This is a genomic window from Streptomyces sp. NPDC059743, assembly GCF_042732975.1.
GTDB lineage: Bacteria > Actinomycetota > Actinomycetes > Streptomycetales > Streptomycetaceae > Streptomyces.
Window position 1 is genome coordinate 294,620 of record NZ_JBHWGS010000009.1, and the last position, 20,412, is coordinate 315,031.

General features: G+C 69.2%; 15 protein-coding genes and 3 pseudogenes. 9 read left to right on the forward strand and 9 right to left on the reverse strand.

Annotated features, from left to right (window positions below; all coding sequences use genetic code 11):
* Positions 1–14 precede the first annotated feature (14 nt).
* The 3 genes from ACFV6H_RS18380 to ACFV6H_RS18390 are packed head-to-tail and all read right to left on the reverse strand — an operon-like array spanning position 15 to position 4,557.
* Positions 15–1,622 carry an ABC transporter substrate-binding protein gene (locus ACFV6H_RS18380; RefSeq protein WP_385542971.1) on the reverse strand — a complete coding sequence of 536 codons (1,608 nt, stop codon included), beginning with the start codon at positions 1,620–1,622 and terminating at the stop codon, positions 15–17.
* 27 nt (positions 1,623–1,649) lie between these two features.
* Positions 1,650–3,026, reverse strand: coding sequence for a serine hydrolase domain-containing protein (locus ACFV6H_RS18385; RefSeq protein WP_384987555.1), 1,377 nt, complete (start codon positions 3,024–3,026; stop codon positions 1,650–1,652).
* 1 nt (position 3,027) lies between these two features.
* A complete protein-coding gene (locus ACFV6H_RS18390) occupies positions 3,028–4,557 on the reverse strand; it encodes a serine hydrolase domain-containing protein (RefSeq protein ID WP_385542975.1) in 1,530 nt (509 codons plus the stop codon).
* On the opposite strand from ACFV6H_RS18390, the gene ACFV6H_RS18395 reads away from it, so the two are divergent.
* Positions 4,556–5,524, forward strand: a complete 969-nt coding sequence (locus ACFV6H_RS18395) for a dipeptidase (protein WP_385542978.1) — start codon at positions 4,556–4,558, stop codon at positions 5,522–5,524. The genes ACFV6H_RS18390 and ACFV6H_RS18395 overlap by 2 nt on opposite strands.
* 123 nt (positions 5,525–5,647) lie before the next feature.
* Here the strand turns inward: ACFV6H_RS18395 and ACFV6H_RS18400 are convergent.
* Positions 5,648–6,135: pseudogene (locus ACFV6H_RS18400) on the reverse strand (transposase family protein); the annotation flags it as partial.
* Between the two features lie 850 nt (positions 6,136–6,985).
* Complete coding sequence (locus ACFV6H_RS18405) at positions 6,986–7,435, reverse strand: Lrp/AsnC family transcriptional regulator (RefSeq protein WP_384987549.1); 450 nt, start codon at positions 7,433–7,435, stop codon at positions 6,986–6,988.
* A 161-nt stretch (positions 7,436–7,596) separates the two neighbouring features.
* Here ACFV6H_RS18405 and ACFV6H_RS18410 point away from each other — a divergent pair, with 161 nt between their 5' ends.
* From ACFV6H_RS18410 to ACFV6H_RS18435, 6 genes and pseudogenes are all read left to right on the forward strand, one after another.
* On the forward strand, positions 7,597–8,676 hold the full coding sequence (locus ACFV6H_RS18410; protein ID WP_385542982.1) for a Glu/Leu/Phe/Val dehydrogenase dimerization domain-containing protein: 1,080 nt from the start codon (positions 7,597–7,599) through the stop codon (positions 8,674–8,676).
* The gene (locus ACFV6H_RS18415) at positions 8,673–12,197 is read left to right on the forward strand and encodes an indolepyruvate ferredoxin oxidoreductase family protein (RefSeq protein WP_385542985.1); all 3,525 of its coding nucleotides are present in this window, start codon (positions 8,673–8,675) and stop codon (positions 12,195–12,197) included. The genes ACFV6H_RS18410 and ACFV6H_RS18415 overlap by 4 nt, the downstream gene beginning before the upstream one ends.
* A gap of 12 nt (positions 12,198–12,209) precedes the next feature.
* A complete protein-coding gene (locus ACFV6H_RS18420; RefSeq protein ID WP_384987543.1) occupies positions 12,210–13,385 on the forward strand; it encodes an acyl-CoA dehydrogenase family protein in 1,176 nt (391 codons plus the stop codon).
* 34 nt (positions 13,386–13,419) lie between these two features.
* Positions 13,420–13,659, forward strand: a pseudogene (locus ACFV6H_RS18425) (acyl-CoA dehydrogenase family protein); the annotation flags it as partial.
* Between the two features lie 189 nt (positions 13,660–13,848).
* Complete coding sequence (locus ACFV6H_RS18430; protein ID WP_384987541.1) at positions 13,849–14,982, forward strand: CaiB/BaiF CoA transferase family protein; 1,134 nt, start codon at positions 13,849–13,851, stop codon at positions 14,980–14,982.
* A gap of 77 nt (positions 14,983–15,059) precedes the next feature.
* Positions 15,060–15,230: pseudogene (locus ACFV6H_RS18435) on the forward strand (transposase); the annotation flags it as partial.
* Between the two features lie 11 nt (positions 15,231–15,241).
* Here ACFV6H_RS18435 and ACFV6H_RS18440 read toward each other — a convergent pair.
* Entirely contained in the window at positions 15,242–15,835 is a 594-nt protein-coding gene (locus ACFV6H_RS18440; protein WP_385542989.1) for a hypothetical protein, read from the reverse strand.
* Positions 15,836–16,302: 467 nt separating this feature from the next.
* On the opposite strand from ACFV6H_RS18440, the gene ACFV6H_RS18445 reads away from it, so the two are divergent.
* Positions 16,303–17,139, forward strand: coding sequence for a tetratricopeptide repeat protein (locus ACFV6H_RS18445; protein WP_385542992.1), 837 nt, complete (start codon positions 16,303–16,305; stop codon positions 17,137–17,139).
* 226 nt (positions 17,140–17,365) lie between these two features.
* Here the strand turns inward: ACFV6H_RS18445 and ACFV6H_RS18450 are convergent, their stop codons facing one another.
* From ACFV6H_RS18450 to ACFV6H_RS18460, 3 genes are all read right to left on the reverse strand, one after another.
* Entirely contained in the window at positions 17,366–17,542 is a 177-nt protein-coding gene (locus tag ACFV6H_RS18450) for a hypothetical protein (RefSeq protein ID WP_385542995.1), read from the reverse strand.
* 715 nt (positions 17,543–18,257) lie between these two features.
* Positions 18,258–18,785 (reverse strand): hypothetical protein, encoded by a 528-nt coding sequence (locus ACFV6H_RS18455; protein WP_385542998.1) that lies wholly within the window; start codon positions 18,783–18,785, stop codon positions 18,258–18,260.
* Entirely contained in the window at positions 18,782–19,057 is a 276-nt protein-coding gene (locus ACFV6H_RS18460; RefSeq protein WP_385543001.1) for a type II toxin-antitoxin system prevent-host-death family antitoxin, read from the reverse strand. The genes ACFV6H_RS18455 and ACFV6H_RS18460 overlap by 4 nt, the downstream gene beginning before the upstream one ends.
* An 81-nt stretch (positions 19,058–19,138) precedes the next feature.
* On the opposite strand from ACFV6H_RS18460, the gene ACFV6H_RS18465 reads away from it, so the two are divergent.
* A complete protein-coding gene (locus ACFV6H_RS18465) occupies positions 19,139–19,759 on the forward strand; it encodes a hypothetical protein (RefSeq protein ID WP_385543004.1) in 621 nt (206 codons plus the stop codon).
* Positions 19,760–20,412 lie beyond the last annotated feature (653 nt).

Consider the following 20,412-nt stretch of genomic DNA (forward strand, 5'->3'; position numbering starts at 1 on the left):
ATCACTTTCCGCTATCAGCCGAGCATCCGGATGGACGTCGGGACGATGGTGCTGACGACGGTCATCTGCGCGCCCTTGGCGAAGTACGACAGGATGCTGTTGGCGAACGGCACGACGTCGTTGGCGGCGAAAAGCTTGCCCTCGGCGGCCAGCCAGTCGCTGCAGCCGGCGGTGCCGACCTGGGCCATGGCCTTCGTGACGCCGGCGGAGTAGTCGGCGTTCTGGATGCCCGCGAAGTTGGTGCCGCCGTCGGCGACGCCGCGACCGGACAGGAACGGGACGAGCTGGTCGGGGGTGTTGACGTTGACCGGCTCCCAGACGACATCCCAGTCGCCGGTGCTGAACATCGCGGTCTGCATGCCGGTCTGGTCCAGCCCCTTCGCAGTGGCCTGGATGCCGGCGGCCTTCCACTGCTGCACGGCGAGGTCGGCGGCGGCGCCGCCGCCAGTGCCGAACGTGGTGTCGTAGAGCAGGGACACCGTCAGCTTCTTGCCGTCCTTGGCGTAGATGCCGTCGGCGCCCTTGGCCCACCCGGCTGCCTCCAGGCCGGATGTCGCGGCCGCGACATCCGTCGACGGCACGTTGCCCTGCACCGAGTTCCCGGTGCAGCCGGCCGGTGCGACGGCGGCGAGCTGAGTGGCCGGGCCGCCCTTTCCGGAGGTGAGGACCTTCTGCAGCTGGCCCAGGTCCAGTGACCGGGTCAGTGCGGCACGCACCGCGGGGTCCGAGGTGTGGCCGGTCGCGTGGTTGTACCACTGCTCGCCGAGCACGACCTGCTCATCGACGCGGCTGACCTTCGCCGCGTTCAGGCGCGCGGCATCCGGCCCCTCGATCGAGGCGGCGTTCACCGCTCCGGACAGGATCTGGTTGGCGATCGTCGTCTCGTTCGACACGATCTTGACCTCGATCGTGGCCGGCATGCCGGTCGCGGAGGTGGCCGCGCCGCCGGGTCCCCATGTGTAGCCCGTGCGGAGCTGGTAGGTGTAGTGGTCGCCGGGCACCGCCGCCTTGAGTGTGTACGGGCCGGTGCCCGCGGTGCCCGCCTTCAGCGAGGTACGGTCCTTGAGGCCGGATTCGCAGACCATCGGCAGCCTCGCGAACGACGACAGGGCGAACGGCGCCGGGGTCGCGAGCGTGACCGTGAGGGTGGAGCCGCTCACCGCCGCCTTCGCCCCGGCCGGGACGCTCACCCCGAGCAGCGGGCTGTGGTTCTTCGGGTCCTCGACGAAGGCGATGTTGTCCGCCGCGGTCTGAGCGGTGAAGGCGCTGCCGTCGGCGCACGTCACACCGCTGTTGATCTCGAACGTGACCTTGGTGCCGTCGAATTTCCAGGACTTCGCGAGCTGGGACTTGATCGTGCCCTTGTCGTCGACGCTCACGAGGCTGTCGTACGCGAGCCGATTGACCTGGAACAGCGTGCCGGTTGCGCCCATCTGCGGGTCGAGCGCACCGGGGTCGGAGGTCAGCGCCAGGGTGAATGTCTTGCCGTCGACGAACGTCTTGCCCGCTGACGACGTGTTGCCGCCTGAGCTGCCGCAGGCCGACAGGCCGAGGACAGCGACGGTCGCGATGGACAGCACACCGAGGCTGGTCGGGCTGCTGCGGAAGGGCACAGTCCTCATGGTTTCCTCTATACGGTGGGTTGGTGGTCAGGCGGCGCGCGCGATCACGCGGCCGTTGTGGACGAACTTCGCCAGGTCGGCATCGTTGCGGCCGACGAAGGCGAAGATGGGGTGGACGCCGGAGGACGCCTCGACGGCGATCAGGGAGTCGCCGGCGAAGTGGACGAGTTCGACATGCAGCGGCTTCTCGCCGAGCTCGGCGATGACGTCTTTCGGTTGGCGGTCGAGCCAGATCCGGCCGTCGTCGTCGAGGGTCACGGTGAGGTCGTAGATGGTGTCGGCGTAGTGCCCGAGGTACGGCGTGGGGTCAATGCGCGTCGGCTCGGCCGGCGGCACCCGGCCGCCGGGGAGCAGGACGTCGGCGAGTTCCTTGAGCAGGTGACCGGCCACGGCGCGATAGAGCCCGACCGCGTCACCGCCGTTGGTGAACAGGGCGACGGCGATGCCGGTCGCGGGGATCCAGCGGCAGAACGCGATCTGGCCGATCGTGCCGCCGTCGTGACCGATGGCGCGGATGCCGTCGAAGTCCTCGATCTCCCAGCCCAGACCCCAGTAGCCGCCCATCAGCGCGAGCATCGGGACCTCGACCTGGGGCTCCTGCATGGCGGCGACGGTCGCGGGGGTCAAGATGGCCCGACCGTCAGGAGCGACTCCCCGGGCAGCGTGCATGCCGATGAAGCCCAGCAGGTCCGACGGCGTCATCGCGAGCATCGCGCCGCCAGGTGCGTGGGACCGGGTCAGGGCCCAGGTCGCAACGGCGACCTGCTTGCCGTCCTCGTCCGGGGCGTGCCCGACCGCGGCACGCCTGAGGATCGCCTCATACGGGCTGGGGCTCACACTGGTCAGGCCCAGCGGGGTCGCCAGACGCTCCATCAGGACCGTGTCGAACGGCTGCCCGCGCAGCACCTCGACCAGCCGTCCGAGCACGACGAAACCCGTGTTGTTGTAGGAGAAGACCTCGCCGGGGGCGAACAGCTGCGGGATGTCGTGGATCGAGGCGAGGTACTTCTCGACCGCGTCGTCTCCGCGGCCGGTGTCGGTGAAGATGTCGCCCTCGAACCCGGCGGTGTGGCTCAGGAGCTGGCGGGTGGTGACAGTGTTCGTCGCATCGGCGGCGCCCACCTCGAACTCGGGCAGGTAGGTCTTGATCGGCTTGTCGATGTCCAGCAGCCCGTCGTCGACGAGCTGCATCACCAGTGCGCTGGTCCACAGCTTCGTGATCGAGCCGATCTGGAAGATCGTGTCGGTGTCGACCTCGACTCCGGTGGTCGTGCTGGTCACGCCGGCGGCCGCGGTGACGATCTCGCCGCCGGGGTGCCGCACCGCCACGGTGGCGCCGGGGACGCCGTGGTCGCGGACGAGTTTGGCGAAGTTGGCGTCCAGCCAGCTCTGGGTGCCGTTCATGTCAGGCCTTCCTCGGGTTCGCGCGGGCGCCGAAGTGGAGGTACCGTTCGCCGGTCGGCAGCGAGTAGAAGGTGACGGGGTAGGTCGACTCCATGCCGCCGGGCCGGACGCCGAACAGGCCGGGGGTGGCGGTCGGATACAGGTCGTCGACCTGGTCCTTGGCGGCGATCATCTTGGCGATCGCCCCGGAGTACTCGGTGGTCATCTTCGGCCCGCTGTCCGCGGCGAGCACCTCGTGGGCGACCGAGGTGCGCCCGTAGCGTCCGACGTAGGGGGTCATGTCGACTTCCACGTCGCCGCTCGGGTTGAAGCGCGCGGGCATCCGGACACCGGCGACCTCGGCGAGGACCTCCTCGAAGACGTCGAGGTAGAGGTCCGGCGCGCTGGCGATGTTCGTGTTCAGCGAGACCGCGACACCGGCCTCGGGCACGATCCGCAGGAACGCGCACTGCCCGACCACGTTGCCGTCGTGGCCCAGCACTCGGCGGCCGTCCCACAGCGCACGCATCCAGCCCAGCCCCCACGAATCGCCGAGCAGGATCTTCTCCGGGCAGTCGGTCTGCAAGGCGGCCATCGCCGCCGTCGACTCGGCCGACAGGACCCGGGTGCCGTCGGCCGCGACGCCGCCGAGCATGTGCATCCGGGCGAAGGCGAGCACCTCGGCAGTGCTGGCGTTGATGCCGCCGGCGGGACCCGACGAGCGCGGGATCGCCCAGGTCGACGCCGGCACCGGGTTCTCGCCGCCGGCGAAGTGACCCACCGAGTGCGCGAAGACGATCGCCTCCTCCGGCAGGGTCGTCGCGGTGGCGAGCCCCAGCGGCGTGAACAGCTTCTCCTTGATCGCCGCATCCCACGTCCGGCCGGTGACGACCTCGATGATCCGGCCGAGCATGATGTAGCCGGAGTTGCAGTACGACCAGGTCGCGCCGAGCGGGTGGTTCTGCTGGACGGTGTCCAGCGCGGCGACGTACTTCGCCAGCGCGTCGTCCCCGCGACCGGTGTCGGTCATGATGTCGCCGTCGATGCCGCTGGTGTGGGTGAGCAGGTGCCAGACGGTGAGCTTCTCCGCGACGTCCGGGTCGCCCAGCGTGAGGTCGGTGATGATCTCCTTGACCGGCGTTTCGAGGGTGAAATGCCCCTCGTCGACCAGCTGCATGATCACCGTCGCGGTCCAGACCTTCGTGATCGAGCCGATCTGCCACACCGAGTCGGGGGTCGCCGCCCAGCCGGCGCGGGCGCTGAGCACGCCGCTGGCGACGGTGAGGATCTCGTCCTCGGCGCCGTGGGCGTCCAGGCGGAGGATGCCGAGCTGGGCGCCGGGGACACCGTGCTTGACGCGGAGCTCGTCGAGGCGTTGTTGCCAGTGGCCCGCGTCGAGCGGGCCGGTAGGGGTGTCGGGGGTCACAGGCATGAACTGAACGTAAACCCCGACCAGCCATTGATCGTTGTCGACTTCGACAGTTTGGAGCAACCTCGCCTGTCGAATCCTACAGGCAAGGTTGATTCGGTGTCCGGTTACGCTGACCGCCATGACCACCGCTCGCCTGTTCTGGGAACAGCACGCCTGCCTGCCGCTGACTCTGGAGGCCGACGTCGGGGACATCCTGCGTTACCGCCGCCCCGGCGGCGCCTACGTCAGCGTCAACGTCGGCTACGCCCCGCACACCAAGGAGATGTCCCTCGGCTTCCTCGAGACCTTCCGCCGCGACGTCGAGGCCCACCCCGACCTGGAACTCGCCGGAACGGTGGCGGAGATCGACGCCGCGCACGCGGCCGGAAAGATCGTCGTCGCGTTCGACCTCGAGGACTCACGCCCCGTCGACGACGACCTCGACATGGTGCAGACCTTCTACGACCTCGGAGTCCGGTCACTGCTTCCCTCGTACAACAACGCAAACAGCGCCGGATGCGGGTGCCTGGACGCGCAGGACACCGGTCTGACGGCCTACGGCCGCGAACTCATCCGGACCATGACACAGGTCGGCATGATGGCCGACGGCTCACACTGCTCGATCCGCACCGGGCTCGACATCTCAGCGATCGCCGGCGAGGCCTGCAAGCCGATGATCTACTCGCACTCGGCCATGCGGGGCCTGTACGACCACCCGCGCAACGTCACCGACGAGCAGGCACGACAGTGCGCCGCGACCGGCGGCGTCATCGGCATCCCAGGCATCGGCATCTTCCTCGGCGAGAACACCGCCACGATCGAGGCGTACGTCGACCACATCGACTATGCGGTCCAACTGGTCGGCCCCGAGCACGTCGGCATCGGCTCGGACTACTCCTTCGACGCCGAAGACGCGCAGGCCGACCTGGAGGCGAACCCGGACCTCTTCCCGGAGGAGTACACCCGCTGGGGCGTCATCCAGTTCATCGATCCCGAGACCACACTGACGGTGGAGCAGGCACTGCTCGACCGAGGCTATTCCGATTCCGACGTGCGCGGCATCCTCGGCGGCAACTTCCGCCGGGTGGCGCGGGCCGTCTGGTTCTAGGGCCCGTTTCAGAAGTGAATCAAGGTCGTGTGATGATCACGTTCCGTGGCTCGGGGAGATCTGACAGACGCGCAGTGGGCGGTACTGAAACCGTTGTTGCCGCGGGGCATCAAGGCTGACCGGCCGCCGGATCTTGTAGGTCTTCATGCGGGCGAAGGCGTGCTCGACGCGGGCGCGGACCCGCCGGTGTTCGGCGTTGTCCTCCTCCTGGACCCGCAGCAGTGGCCTACCCGCCCGCTTTCGGTGCGGGACGACGAGCCCGGTGTTCAGGTAGGCACCATCGCCGAGCACGGTCGCCCTTTCGCATTGGGCGGGCAGGTCGGAGGCCCGCCAGACGTGGGCGTCCGCCCTGTTGCCGGGCGCCGGCCTCGCGGTGGCGACCACGTCCACGATCCACAACCGATCGGCCCCTTGACCGGACGGGCCACCGGCTCCAAAGCCAGCAGCGGCCCAAGCCGCTGCACGACCCGGCACACGGTCGAGGACGAGATGCCGAACAGCGGCGCCAGCTGCCGCATGGTCAGGTTCGTGCGGTAATACACCGCGACCAACAGCACTCGCTCCGGCAGCGGCAGGCGCCACGGCCGACCTGGATGCGGCGCATCCCCGCCCAGCGGGTTGTGCAACACCCTTGAGAACCCGGCGGCGACTTCGCGCACGACGGGGATGCGGGGAGGGTAGGCCAGGTGGACGAGAATAGTGACGTCGAGCACGGCGAAGCCCGCGTGGCCGGCGACTGTGAAGCGGCCGATGTCGTCGCAGACCGAGGCCCAGGCAGTGCCATTCGTTGCCGCATGCACGGCCTCGGCGGGCGACAGACCCATCTCGCAGACCACAAGGGCCATGCAGAAGCATCGCGCTGGTGAATGACCAGTCCTAGGTTGCAGTCCGCCGCTAGGCCGTGTCTGACAAATGGCGTCGTCCGCCCGCAGGGCGGGGCTCGCGCCCGCCGCGGAGCGGCTGATGTCACCGTGGTGCGTGCGATCGCAAGGCGGAGGATCAGCTGTGTACTGGACGTACTCGGCTGACTCCGACAACGCGGCGAGCGTGCGTGCCAGGCGTCGCGAGCCAGACGGGATGTGTCAGACACGGCCTAGCCCTACCCACACGTCGGCGTTGATCAGCAGGTGCGCCAGAGGGTAGGGCTGGCGAGCGGAGGACCCGACGCCCGGGTCTGCGCCAGTGCCGCTGCAAGGGCCTGGCCCGCACCCACGCCCAACACGTCTTCGCCGCCGGCACCAACATCATCCGGCTGTTTGCCTACGACCCACCCGACCAGCACCCGCGCCCTGCACACGAGTCAGTCAGCTGATACAGCTGTGCCGCCGACTCAGTCTGTGACCGGCAACATCACCATCAGCATCCAAGATCCGTGCCAGGACCTGTTCAGAGTCTCTGACTCACCATGAGGTCGTGCGCACCGCACGGCTCTTCCGCCGACGTTCTGATATCAGCCTGGCATCATCGGCCGCGGGTCCACTGCTCGAGCACGACGAGGGTCTTCGTGCCCGAGACCGCCTTGCCGGAGCGAAGCGAGCTGACCACCTGCCGGAGGTGCTCCACGCCCTCCACGCGGATCCGGACGAGGGCGTCGGGGTCGCCGGCAAGGGTGAGCACCTCCTGCACCTCGGGGATCTGGGCGACGAACTCCATGATCTGTGCGAGGTCGATGTCGTCGGCGAAGTGAAGCTCGGTCATCGCCTCGATACCGGTCGCGATCCGGCCGTAATTGACCTGCACGGTGTAGCGCTCGATCACGCCTAGCCGTTCAAGGCGCGCGATCCGGCGCTGCACCGGCGCCACTGTCAGGTCGACCGTATCTGCGATGTCGCGCAACGGGCGTCGGGCGTTCTCGCGCAGCAGCTCGAGGATCGTACGGTCGGTGTCATCGATGGTTGCCAGCTCGGTCATGCAACAAAGTCTAAGTGCGACAGCACAATTGTTGCGTGCCGTGAGCCTTTTCGCGATTCGTGGTTGCGAATCGTCGCTAACTTGAACGATCACTGTTGTGAGCCAGGCAACTTCGGCCTCACTCTCCTACCACTCACCCGAATCACCCAGCCGGAGGACCTATGACCGTCACAGCCTCCCCTGATCTCGTCTTCGAGCGCAGCGACGAGCTCGGAACGGCAGGACATGAGCAGGTCGTCTTCTGTCGCGACGCCGCCACGGGCCTTCGCGCGATCATCGCGATCCACGACACCCGCCTCGGACCTGCGCTCGGCGGAACCCGCTTCTACCCCTATGCCGGCGAGTCCGAGGCCCTCACGGACGTCCTGCGCCTGTCCCAGGGCATGACCCACAAGGCCGCGGCGGCCGGCATCGCGCTGGGGGGCGGCAAGGCAGTGATCATCGGCGACCCGGCGACCCTCAAGACCCCTGAGCTGCTCCGGGCCTACGGCGCCTTCGTCAATTCCCTGGGCGGCCGCTACATCACCGCCGGCGACGTGGGGACGAACGCTGACGACCTCGACATCGTCGCGACGGCCACCGCTCACATCACCGGTACGAACCACGGCTCGGGCGACAGCGGCTTCTCCACGGCGTACGGCGTCTTCGTTGCAATGAAGGCGGCCGCCGAGCACCGTTGGGGCACCAATGGCCTGCGCGGGCACCGCGTCGGCGTTGAGGGCGTCGGCAAGGTCGGCTCCCATCTCGTCGGCCTGCTGCTCGAGGAGGGTGCCGTCGTCGCTGCGGTCGACGCGTCCCAGGCGGCGCTGGCGCGACTGGCTGCGCTGTATCCCGACGTCGAGGTGCCGGACTCCGTAGTCGATGCCGATATCGATATCTATGCGCCCTGCGCACTCGGGGCCACGCTGACCTCGTCGTCAGTCGCCGCGCTGCGCGCCGCAATCGTGTGCGGCGCTGCCAACAACCAGCTCCTCGACACTTCGGTCGCATTGCTTCTCCAGGGTCGTGGCATCACGTGGGTGCCCGATTTCGTCGCCAACGCCGGCGGCCTGATCCAAGTGCACGGCGAGCTTGTCCAACGCACGAAGGAGGAGGTCCTCGCCGGCGTTGCCGACATCGCCGTGACCGTTCGCAAGATCCTCGACCTGTCCCGGACCACCGGCCGCCTGCCGTCGGACGTCACCGCCGACATCGTCGAGGCACGCCTGGCCGGAGCCGATGTTCAGGAGGTCCGGTCGTGACCGAGCTACTCGAAACGCCTGGCAGCACCACCGAGACTCCCGTATCGCAGGAGTCGTACGACCTCGCCGACCGGTTCCGGTACGACGCCCCGCCGGTGCTGCTCACGGGCGTTCAAGCGATCGCCCGGCTGCTTGTGGAGCACCGTGCGCTCGACCGTCGCCGGGGCCTGCGGACCGCCTCGTTCGTCTCGGGCTACCAGGGCAGTCCCCTCGGCGGGCTGGATCGGCTGCTCGCCGGCATGCAGGACGTGCTGGACGCGAACGACATCCGGTTCGTCCCCGGCCTCAACGAGGAGGTGGCCGCCACCTCGCTGTGGGGATCCCAGGTCGATTTGCCGCTCGGCACCAGCATCCATGACGGCGTGACAGGCTTCTGGTATGGCAAGGGCCCCGGTGTGGACCGGGCCATCGACGCGCTGCGCCACACGAACATGTACGGCGTCAACCCGCGTGGCGGCGCCGTCCTCCTGGTGGGCGACGACCCGGCATCGAAGTCTTCGACGGTGCCGGCGGTCAGCGAACGGACGCTGGCGACGCTCGGCATTCCGGTCCTGTTCCCGCGCAACGCCGCCGAGGTCGTCACCCTGGGCCTTCACGCCATCGAATTGTCCCGCACCTCCGGCTGCGTCGTGGCGCTCAAGATCGTCGCGGATGTCGCCGACGGGTCCTGGGTGGTCGACTCCTCGGTCAGTGAAATCTCCCCCGTCGCGCCCGCGATCGAGTGGGACGGGGCGCCGTACAGCTATCAGCAGCGCACGATGGTCGTGCGACCTGACGCGATCGTGCGCGCGGAGGCCGAACTGGTCGGTCCGCGGATGGCGCTGGTCCGCGCCTATGCCGACGCCAACGCGCTGGACGTCACCGAGGTCGACCCGTCCGGCGCGAAGGTCGGGTTTGTCGGCTCCGGGAGCTGCTTCGATTCGTTGCGGCAGGCCATGGCCGACCTGGGCGTCACCGACGACCAGCTGGAGCAGGCCGGCATCCGGGTGCTGCGGCTGGGCCTGATGAGCCCGGTCGCGCCCGCCACCATCCGCCGTTTCGCCGACGGCCTGGAGCGTGTGGTCGTCGTCGAGGACAAGACACCGTTCCTGGAGGCCCAGCTGCGCGAAATCCTCTACGGCACCCCGGACGCACCGCAGATCCTGGGCAAGCGGGACGCTGACGGCCGCGGGTTGATCCCGGCTGACGGCGAGCTCACCTCCGGGCGGCTGATCGCGCCGATGCGGCATCTGCTGCAGGACCTCGTGACGGTTACACCGCCGGCGCCGAGCCGCGCCCCGCTGCCGCTGCTGTCGACGAGCCGGACGCCGTACTTCTGCAGTGGTTGCCCGCACAACCGCTCCACCGTGCTCCCTGAGGGGTCCATGGGCGGCGGCGGCATCGGCTGCCACGTGATGGTGACGATCTCCGACCGTGAGGACAGCGACGTCACCGGCGTCACCCAGATGGGGGGCGAGGGGGCGCAGTGGATCGGCCAGGCCTGGTTCACCGACGCGAAGCACATCTTCCAGAACGTCGGTGACGGCACCTTCTTCCACTCCGGCCAGTTGGCGCTGCAGGCCTGCATCGCGGCCGGGGTGAACATCACTTACAAGGTGCTCTACAACGACGTCGTCGCCATGACCGGCGCCCAGGACGCCGAGGGCGCGCTCACGGTGCCGCGGCTGACCCACAAGCTGCTCGCCGAGGGCGTGAAGAAGATCGTCGTCTGCACCGACGACGTCCGGCGCCACCGCCGGCGCGACATGGCTCGCGGCACCGTGGTCTGGAACCGTGACCGTCTCGACGAGGCGCAGCGGATGCTGCGCGACGTGCCCGGTGTGACGGTGCTGATCTACGACCAGCACTGCGCCGCGGATGCCCGCCGGCAGCGCAAGCGCGGCAGTCTTCCGGCCCGCACCCAGCGGGTGCTGATCAATGAGGCGGTGTGCGAGGGCTGCGGCGACTGTGGCGTGAAGAGCAACTGCCTGTCTGTGCAGCCGGTGGAGACCGAGTACGGCCGTAAAACCCGCATCGAGCAGACGTCGTGCAATACCGACTACAGCTGCCTGGACGGCGACTGTCCCTCGTTCGTCACCGTCGAGACGGCGTCCGGCCGGGCTCGGGGCCGCACCCGCAGCGATCGGAAGCGGGCGTCGTTCCCCAGCCCGCCGATGATCCACTCCGATCCGGTCGCTGAGCCGCCTTCTGGCACGCAGAACGTGTTCATGGTTGGCATCGGCGGTACCGGGATCGTGACCGTCAACCAGGTGCTGGCGACGGCCGCCCTTCGCGCCGGCTACGCCGTGGAGGCGCTTGACCAGACCGGGTTGAGCCAGAAGGCCGGCCCGGTCGCCGGGCACCTGCGCTACGCGGCCACACGCCTGGAACCGGCCAACCGGCTCACCCCCGGGTCGGCGGACTGCTTCCTCGGGTTCGACCTGCTCACCCTGGCCGAGGAGCGCAACCTCGCCTACGGCTCGGCGACCACCACACGGTCTGTCGTGTCGACCAGCCGGACGGCGACCGGAGCCATGGTCGTCGACGCGGCGGTCGAGCACCCCGACGAGGCCGACCTGCTGGAGCGGGTACGCACCGTCAGCGCCGAGCTATTCGACTTCGACGCACTCGAGGCCGCCGACCGCATCTTCGGCAACACGGTCGCCGCGAACTTCCTCCTGGTCGGCGCCGCCCACCAGACCGGCGCTCTCCAACTGCCCGCGGCCGCCATCGAGGAAGCCATCGAGATCAACGGCACCGCGGTCGCCGCGAACGTCGCGGCGTTCCGCTGGGGCCGGGTGGCGGTCGCCGATCCGGCCGAGTTCGCCTCAGCCCACAGGACACGCCCGGGGGCACTGACCGCACGCGCCGCGGCGCCCGAGCGGGTGATCCCGGCCTCCGCACGAGCCACTGAGCTGGAAGGAAAAGTACGACGCCTGGTCACGCAGCGCGCCACGGACCTGCTCGCCTACCAGGACGAGCGGCTCGCTGACTCCTACGTGGAGCTGGTCGAGCGCATCGTCGCGGCCGAGCGGTCGATGACCGGCCAGACCCGATTCAGCGAGGCCGTCGCCCGCAACCTCTACAAGCTGACCGCGTACAAGGACGAGTACGAGGTCGCCCGGCTCCTGACCGACCCGGCGTTCGTCGCCGCCGCTGGCGAGGAGTTCGCCGGCGGAGCCCTCTCCTACAACCTGCACCCGCCGATCCTGCGGGCGCTGGGGCGCAAGAAGAAGATCTCCTTCTCGCCGCGCTCCCACTGGATGCTGCAGCTGCTGGCCCGGATGCGGTTCCTGCGCGGCACCCGCGCCGACATCTTCGGCTACGCCCACCTACGCAAGGTGGAGCGCGCGCTGCGCGACCACTACCGCACGATGGTCAGCGAACTCGCCGCCAGCCTGGACCCGGCCTCCTACGACCGTGCGGCGCGGCTCGCCGAGCTCCCAGACCTCGTCCGCGGCTACGAATCGATCAAGCTACGCAACGTCGAGCGCTACACCGCCGAGCTCCGCGCGCTCGGCATCGACCCGCCCCGAATCTGACCGGAGACGCCCATGCCGGCCCGTCGCATCTTTCACGCCCCCGAACACGCCGACCTCGTCGACCTCGTCCGCTCGATCGCCGCCAACGACCTCGCCCCACGCGTCGCACAGGCGGAAGCCGAGGAGGACTTCCCGCGCGACGTCTTCCGGATTCTCGGCAAGATCGGTCTCTTGGGCCTGCCGTATCCCGAGGACGTCGGCGGCGCTGCGCTCCCCTACGAGGTCTTCGTCCAGGTGCTGGAGGAGATCGGCGCCGTCTGGGCCTCAGTGGGGGTCGGCGTGTCCGTCCATGCGCTGTCCTGCTTCGGGCTCGTCACTCACGGTACGCCCGAGCAGCAGCAGAAGTTGCTGCCCGGCATGCTCGGCGGTGACCTGCTCGGTGCCTACAGCCTCTCGGAGGCTCACGCGGGATCCGACCCGGCCGCCATGACGACGACCGCGCGCCGCGACGGGGACGACTACTGGTTCAACGGGGCCAAGGCCTGGGTCACCCACGGCGGGCAAGCCGACTTCTACAAGATCATGGCCCGCACCGGCGGGAGCCCAGGCGACCGAACCGGAATCTCCTGCTTCCTCCTCCAAGCCGACACCCCGGGCCTTGTCGCGGATGTCCCGGAAAGGAAGATGGGCCTCACCGGCTCCACAACAGCCGGCTTGCGCTTGGACGGCGTCCGGATCCCCGCCGAGCGAAGAATCGGCGCCGAGGGCGTCGGCCTCAAAATCGCGCTCGCCGGCCTCGACGCCGGCCGGCTCGGTATCGCGGCCGTCGCCACCGGACTGGCTCAGGGCGCACTGGACACCGCCCTGTCCTACGCCCAGCAACGGCATACATTCGGCCGGCGCATCATCGACCACCAGGGGCTGGGCTTCCTCCTGGCCGACATGGAAGCCCAGATCGTGGCGGCACGCGCCACCCTCCACCAGGCCGCCCGGCTTAAGGACGCCGGCCTTCCGTACAGCCGCGAGGCGTCGATCGCCAAACTCATCGCCACTGACACCGCCATGAAGGTCACCACCGACGCGGTCCAGGTCCTCGGCGGGGCCGGCTACACCAAGGAGTTCCCCGTCGAACGGTACATGCGCGAAGCGAAGGTGATGCAGATCTTCGAGGGCACCAACCAGATCCAGCGCATGGTGATCGCACGCGACCTCGACCGCGACAACCGCGGGGCCATCACGACGGTCTGAGCCGCGATGTCCGCCCGCCTGGCATGCCGTTCGCATTCCGGCCCGGGGCACGTGTTCGGCCCCGGGCCGGAACGTCGAGGGTTGTCCCGACCAGCGACATGAGGACGTCCACGTCCTCACCGGCCGCCCGCACCGCGCAGCTCAGGCTGTTCGGCGCCCGGGGTCAGCACACGGCGGCTTCGGGTACCTGCTCGAGTACCCGAGCGCTCGTCTGGCCGCCGACCCGCGCGTGACCCGCATCTACGCTGGTACCTCCGAAGCGATGAAGATGATCACTGCCGAGGTCCTGCGACGACAGCAGGCCTCCATGCCTCCCATGACAACCGGACCGTCTCATCCACCGGTCTCGCACCACGGTCCGGCCTTGAACTCGGGCCCGGCGTCCCGCCGCCGGCGCCCGGAACGGCCGAGCCGCTCGGTCCAAGCCCGGCGGCTCGGTCCCACAAACCATCGGGAGTCAGCAATGAACAGTTCCTCCACCGTCAGCGAGAAGCCCGCCCGGTCTGGACCGCTGGCCGGGATCCGCGTCATCGAACTCGGCGGCATAGGGCCCGGCCCGTTCGCCGGCATGCAGCTCGCCGACGCGGGCGCCGAGGTGATCCGGATTGACCGGCCTACCGAGGCCGGGAACACTTCCGCGTATCCGGTCCTGCACCGGGGGCGTCGCTCCGTCGCCCTGGACCTGAAGGATGCCGCGCACGTCGAGGCCGTGCTGCGCATCGTCGAAACCTGTGACGCCTTGATCGAGGGCTTCCGGCCCGGTGTCGCCGAGCGCCTGGGTTTGGGCCCCGAGACGTGCCTGGCGCGCAACCCCCGGCTGGTCTACGGACGAATGACCGGGTGGGGCCAGGACGGCCCGCTGGCACAGGCACCCGGCCACGACATCAACTACATCGCGGTGGCCGGAGCACTCGGCGCGATGGGCGCGCCCGGTGAGAACCCGCCGGTGCCGCTCAACCTGGTCGGCGACATGGGCGGCGGTGGGATGCTACTCGCGTTCGGGATCACCACTGGACTCCTCAGCGCTCTGCGAACCGGCCGCGGACAGGTGGTCGACGCGGCGATGACCGACGGCACGGCCGTCCAACTCGCGCTGATCCACGGACTGCTTGGCATCGGACGCTGGACGGACGAGCGTGGCGCGAACTTGTTCGACGGCGGCGCGCCGTTCTATCGCAGCTATCAGACCTCCGACGGTGGCTACATGGCGGTCGGCAGCTTCGAGCCGCAGTTCTACGCCGAGCTTCTTCGCGTACTCGAGCTCGATGACGACACGTTGTTCGGTCTGCAGCACGCCAGCGAACGCTGGCCTGCGATGTCCGCGCAGCTGGCAGGAATCTTCGCGAGCCGGACACGGGCCGAGTGGGAGGCGGCCTTCGACGGGGTCGAAGCGTGCGTCACCCCGGTCTACAGTCTGACCGAGGCCGCGAAGGACCCACACAACGTCGCCCGTGGCACGTACTTCACGCGAGACGGCCTGCTCCAGCCCGCGCCGGCGCCGCGCTACTTGGGGACACCGGTTGGCACGCCTGAACCCGCGCCGATCATCGGCGCGCACACGGCAGACATCATCACCGAACTCGGCATCACCCTTTAGTAGCCAGCCGAGAGCTGCCAGGAAAGGCTGTTCGCCTCGCCCTGGAACAACTGCGCGCCGAGCACCACCGCATCGCCCTGGTCTGGGCCGACGGCGGCTACACCGGCTGGCTGGTCGCCTTCGCCCACGCCGTCCTGGCCCTCACGCTGACCGCCGTCAAGCGCAGCGACGACACCAAGGGGTTCGTGGTGCTTGTGCGCCGCTGGGTCGTGGAGCGCAGTTTCTCCTGGCTGATCCGGGCCCGTCGCCTGGCCCGGGACTACGAGACCCGCATCGACAGCGCCGAAGCGATGGCCTGGTGGGCCGCGTCCATCCAGGCGACCCGCCGCCTGGCCCGCTCCGGGGCCCTCGCGCCCCGCCGGGTCAAGCGGTCCGCGGCCTGAACAGCCCCGGCCGCCCCTCGGTCAACCAGCCCCGCTCCACCAACCGCTTCGCCCTGAACCGCGCCGGCTGCTCCCCTCATGTCGCTGGCCGGCCAGCCCAGATACTCGCGCATCGCCCGCGCCCGCACCCCCTCGCCGCCACCGCCGGCAGCGTCACGTTCGACCAGGGCCACGATCCGCGCGCAATCCTCCGGGAGCACATCGGCCCCCATCCCCTCGCGCCACAGCGGCACTTCAACCCGCGGTCCGACGCCGACCGCGACCGGCACCGCTACCGCCGGCATCTCGGACACAGCGGCCTCATCGGCTGCCTCGGCCAGGGCCTCGACGGTCTCCTCGCGGGCGATGACCGCGCCCCGCGCGGCTTCCTCCGCCTCCGCAACAGCGGCTCGAAGCCGTTCCAGCTCGGCCCTCAACTCCTCCGCCCGGGCCAGCGCCACCCGCTCACGCCGCTCCAGCACAGCCAGCATCCGCCACCTCCGACCACGCCCCGCACCGACACGACGGTCCGAGCATGCCTACCGAGCGACGGCCACACACCTCACCTGGGAAAACGTGACCCTACCTTCGGTTTGGGAATCGCTTCTGACACCGCCATCCCCATCCACCTGGCCGCGCTGCACCCCACAGAGGCCCTCGACCTGCTCACCCACATCCTCACCCAGAGCAATAGCAGCGCTGATCTCCACTCCGGAGACGAACTGTGCGAAGAACTCGGCTACCTACCGCTGGCCGTGGAGCAAGTCGGCGCCTACATCGCCGAATCAGGGATCACACCCCGCGACTACCTGCATCTGCTCGCCGACTACCCGGCCGAGATGTATCGGGAGGCCGGTGAGGGGCACGACGTCGACCGGACCATCGCCCGGATCTGGCGCATCACCCTCGACCGTCTGGCGAACCCCTCACTCGCCGGGGAGATCCTGCGGGTCCTGGCGTGGTTCGCTCCCGACGCCATCCCCCGTGCCCGTCTGGGATCTCTGGGCACACCGCCCGCTGTGCAAGGGGTGATCAGGCGCCTCGCCGCGTACAGCATGATCACCGCAGGAAGCGATGCCCTGTCAGTGCACCGGCTAGTCCAGGCCGTTGCGCGCACACCCGACCCGGAAGATCCGCATCGTCAGTCGGCCAGCATCACGATCGCCCTCGACCAGGCTACCGCGCTGCTGAAAGGTGCCATGCCGGCGGACTCACGGGAGCCCGCCACCTGGCCTGTCTGGGGCATCCTGCTCCCGCACATCGACGCCCTTGCTCAGTACGCCCCCTCGCAAGTGACACCCGAGTCACTGCCACGGTCCTCAACGGCACTGGCCTCTTCCGAGGCTTCAAGGGCCAGCGGCGTCGAGCCATCCCCCTGCTGGAGCGTGCCCTGGCGACTGGGGAGCGATTGCTGGGTACCGACGACCCGTACACCATCACGTTCCTGAACAACGTCGCCTACGCCTATCAGGAGATCGGGGATCTCGACCGTTCCATCCCTCTGCACGAGCAGGCCGTGGACGACGCGGCGCGAGTATGGGGAGCCGGCGATCCCCTCACGCTCACCGCCCGCAGCAACCTCGCCCAGGCCTACAAGGCGGCCGGAGACCTCAATCGGGCCCTGCCGCTGTTCCTGGAAACAGCGGAGGAAGCGCTGGAACTGCTCGGCAGGGACCACCCTGTCACGAGGGTCGTGGGGGCCAACATGATTCAGCTTCTCAAGAACTGGCCCCCGGACGACCCTCACCCCCTTAAAATGCCCGGATCGGGCAAATCGATCGAGAACGATGGCTGAGCGATCCGGTCGGCCAGCTCGGCACGGGGGAAGCCTGCTTGAGACCGTTCGCATCGACGTTCCACCTACCGAGGCCAGGGACCAGCGGATGGTCGGCTCCATTCGTGTGACCTCACGAGTGATCCCAAGGGTGAGGAAATGGCCACAGGCAGGGTCTCCGCCACGAGGGCTGCCACACCTGCAGGGTGCTGCTCGATCAGGTTGAGCAGCACCCTGCAGGCAGAGGTCAGTTCGAGCGGCGACGCAACAGGATGGCGAGGGTGTGTCGAGCATCCTGGCGCCGCCGCGGGGAGCGAGTCAGGACCGACACTGCCGCGAGCAAGGCGACGGCGACGACGCGGACAGTGGGGGTGATCCCGGCGAGGCAAGCGCCGGAGGCGAGCAAAGTGGGCAGCGTGTTCACGGCTGCGTCTTCCTTCGTTGAAGCTCTGACGCTTGTTCGACGGGGCATCACGGACACTCCGCCGTCCGGCGGGCTTCCGGCGAAGAGCGTAGGCCTCGCGCAGCAGCGCGGCCTTGTCGTCGCCGGGCCGCTCGAGCGGCCCGGCCCGGCCCGGCCCGGCCCGGCCCGGCCCGGCCCGGTCAGCTCCCAGACACGGTCGTGCTCGCGCACCCACCCTGCCTTGAACCAGGTTGATGCTCTCGTACTGCAGCTTGTCCTGCGGCAGAGTGTCCCGCCGGGGGACGCCGCTGTCCCACTCCTTCTCCAGCGACGGGTCTACGTCCCAGCCCGGCCTACACCTCCGAGAACGGCAGCGGACCCCGATCAGGCTCGTCAGCCAGCCTGGTCATCCCCTCCCAAACGGCCCGCGCGTTCCAATCGAACCCAGAGCTCACCGGCCCCACCCCCGATCGTCGCGGCCAACACCGCCGTAGGGCAGCCAATGGACGCGGTGGTTCGTTCACGACCCCGCCCCGCTCGAGTCCCGCACGACAGGCCTCGGATGCGACGCACCGAACCAGCCGTTCGGGCCGGCGTGGCGGATGCCCGGCCGGACCATGAGGGAAACAGCTACGCGGGTCAGGCCTCCGCAACGCGGGCGGGTTCGACTGCCTCTGGGTGCACCGAGCCCGGTCAAGCGTTCTAACTCCAGACGTCGACGGCTCCCAGACCCCGGTCACTCCCCGCCAGCCAAAAAGCTGTCGGGTGAGCCCCCATCCCCGGAATCGGTCTGGGGAGCCGCTTTCTGCCATGGTGGGAGTAGGGCACGGGCGAGGGTTTCGGCCCCGTAGCGGGTCAGCAGTGCGGTCGCGTCGTGGCGGACGGCATGGCTTCTCTCTTCGGCCACGCGGTCGGTGGCCTCGCGCAGAAGGCAGCCGAGGAACTCATCGACGGTCTGCCCGACAGCATCCGCCCGGTCGCGCAGCCAGGCAGCCGATGCGTCTGGTAGGACAAACGTCAGCCAGACCTGCCCCTGAGCATCGGGATACAAGGAAGTGACGACATCCACGGGCAGCACCGCGGAGGCCCGACTCGACACCTCTGCGCAGGCCAGGGCCTCGTTCGCCGCCGGGAGCACCGCGACCGCTCGGGCATGGCCAACCCGCAGGGCGTAGCGGTCCCCGAGCTGAACTGCGGCCGTTGCTTCGTCGGCGCCTCTGGCGGGACGCAGGAGCTGGATCTCGACGGCGAACGTCCCGTTCACCGGGCTCCGTTCGACTGGACAGGCTGAACTGGCCAAGCGTCGAACACCGGCGCGTCGTCGGACGGGGCGAGTGCGGGCTCGGCACACGGACGGCCGCGTTCGGTGTCCAGGGTCGCGAGTTCCGCGGCACTGACCAGGACTGCGACCGCACCGCACCGACTCGCGATGGTGACCCTGACCCGGCGTGAGACGACCCAGCGCACCAACGGCCCGAGGTTGCACCGGGCCTGAGTAATGCTGATGCGGTCGATGTTCATGTCGTCGCGCGACATCAGGCCTCCCGGTGCGGTCGTCGGTCCCTGCGGCGCCGTATCCTCGGGCCTGGCAGCGCAGGGCGCGAAGCTGGCCGATGGATGCTCGAACGCCTCGACTTCCGCCCAGTCCCCGGCCACCCAACCCTCTACGTTCTCAACGACCAGGCCCGCTGGGGACAGGACCGCGCCACACGAGCCGTCGCCTACCTGCGCGGGGCCGGCTACCAGGTCGACGCAGACGCCGCGTTCGAACCCCTGACGGACCACCGCTCCGCTTCTGAGGACGACCGACCTGTGCGCGTCGAGCCCGACGTCGCCTTCGCCGAACATCACCAGCTCGGCATGGTCGCCGCCACCGCCAACGGCGCCGACCTCGGCGGCCGGCTCCTCGAAGAGGACGGGTGGCAATACAACCCGAGCCTGGACATCTACATGTTGGCCGCCACCACCGACCGCCCCGAGGCACTCGGCAAAGTCACCCGAGCCACAATGGCCATGCACCGGGCTAGCATCCAAGTCGCCGTGCACCCCCGCCTCGCCCAGTACATAGCCGCGCGCCAACCACCCGCGCCTTCAACGGCAGCGCGCAACGAGCGCGGCCAGGCAGTGACCACCCGCGACGGCCTTCCCGCCAAGTCGCCGCTTGCCCCACCTAGCATCCCTGCCCCGGCATTGCGCCCGGTGGATCCGCGCATCGCGTTCTCCTCCCGCAACCGCTGATCCTTAACTCCCGTAAGGGGAAGCTCCCATGCTTCGGGCACACGGCAGAGCGTGCCCGTCCGACTGGGCGGCCAGCCGCCGCGCCGCCACCCGGCCATCCCGGCCGCTAAGACCGACACCGTCCGCCCGGCGTACATGCGCGGCCGGTCCATCGCCGCACTCGCCCACGAGCACTGCGTCGGCTGCGGTGCCATCCGCACCGCCGTCTCCGACCTCATGCCCGAGCGCACCGCCGCCGACCGCGAGGACGCCCCCGCCCCGGAACTGCCCGTCACCCTCGACGTGCCCGGCATGTTCGCCGACTTCCTCCGTATCGCCGAGCTTGGAGGCCACCGAGCGTGCCGCGCTCGACCATCAGGTGGCCGTACAGTGCGGCCAGGGGCTACTCCCTGCGCGTCAGCACCAGTCCGGCGGTCATCGCTGCTCGCCCGCTGCCAGCCCCTCGACGGCGGCCAAGGCGCCCCGGCGGTCCGGCCCAGCGCAAGGCCTGCCGTGAGTACGATAATCGTGTCAGCGTCTTCTCTCGACCGGACCGTGAACGTTCTCAGCGCCAACGGCTATACCGATGTACCGTCCGACGCCAATCCTACCTGCGGCATCCGTCAGTGGCGACGTGATCGTGAGCGCCACGAAGGCTCCAGATCCGGCTCACT

What these genes read in the sequence shown, in the direction of transcription:
- ACFV6H_RS18380 (WP_385542971.1), bottom strand. Translation starts at nt 1,622, where the DNA reads ATGAGGACTGTGCCCTTCCGCAGCAGCCCGACCAGCCTCGGTGTGCTG.
- ACFV6H_RS18385 (WP_384987555.1), bottom strand. Translation starts at nt 3,026, where the DNA reads ATGAACGGCACCCAGAGCTGGCTGGACGCCAACTTCGCCAAACTCGTC.
- ACFV6H_RS18395 (WP_385542978.1), top strand. Translation starts at nt 4,556, where the DNA reads ATGACCACCGCTCGCCTGTTCTGGGAACAGCACGCCTGCCTGCCGCTG.
- ACFV6H_RS18390 (WP_385542975.1), bottom strand. Translation starts at nt 4,557, where the DNA reads ATGGCGGTCAGCGTAACCGGACACCGAATCAACCTTGCCTGTAGGATT.
- ACFV6H_RS18405 (WP_384987549.1), bottom strand. Translation starts at nt 7,435, where the DNA reads ATGACCGAGCTGGCAACCATCGATGACACCGACCGTACGATCCTCGAG.
- ACFV6H_RS18410 (WP_385542982.1), top strand. Translation starts at nt 7,597, where the DNA reads ATGACCGTCACAGCCTCCCCTGATCTCGTCTTCGAGCGCAGCGACGAG.
- ACFV6H_RS18420 (WP_384987543.1), top strand. Translation starts at nt 12,210, where the DNA reads ATGCCGGCCCGTCGCATCTTTCACGCCCCCGAACACGCCGACCTCGTC.
- ACFV6H_RS18430 (WP_384987541.1), top strand. Translation starts at nt 13,849, where the DNA reads ATGAACAGTTCCTCCACCGTCAGCGAGAAGCCCGCCCGGTCTGGACCG.
- ACFV6H_RS18440 (WP_385542989.1), bottom strand. Translation starts at nt 15,835, where the DNA reads ATGCTGGCTGTGCTGGAGCGGCGTGAGCGGGTGGCGCTGGCCCGGGCG.
- ACFV6H_RS18460 (WP_385543001.1), bottom strand. Translation starts at nt 19,057, where the DNA reads ATGTCGCGCGACGACATGAACATCGACCGCATCAGCATTACTCAGGCC.
- ACFV6H_RS18465 (WP_385543004.1), top strand. Translation starts at nt 19,139, where the DNA reads ATGCTCGAACGCCTCGACTTCCGCCCAGTCCCCGGCCACCCAACCCTC.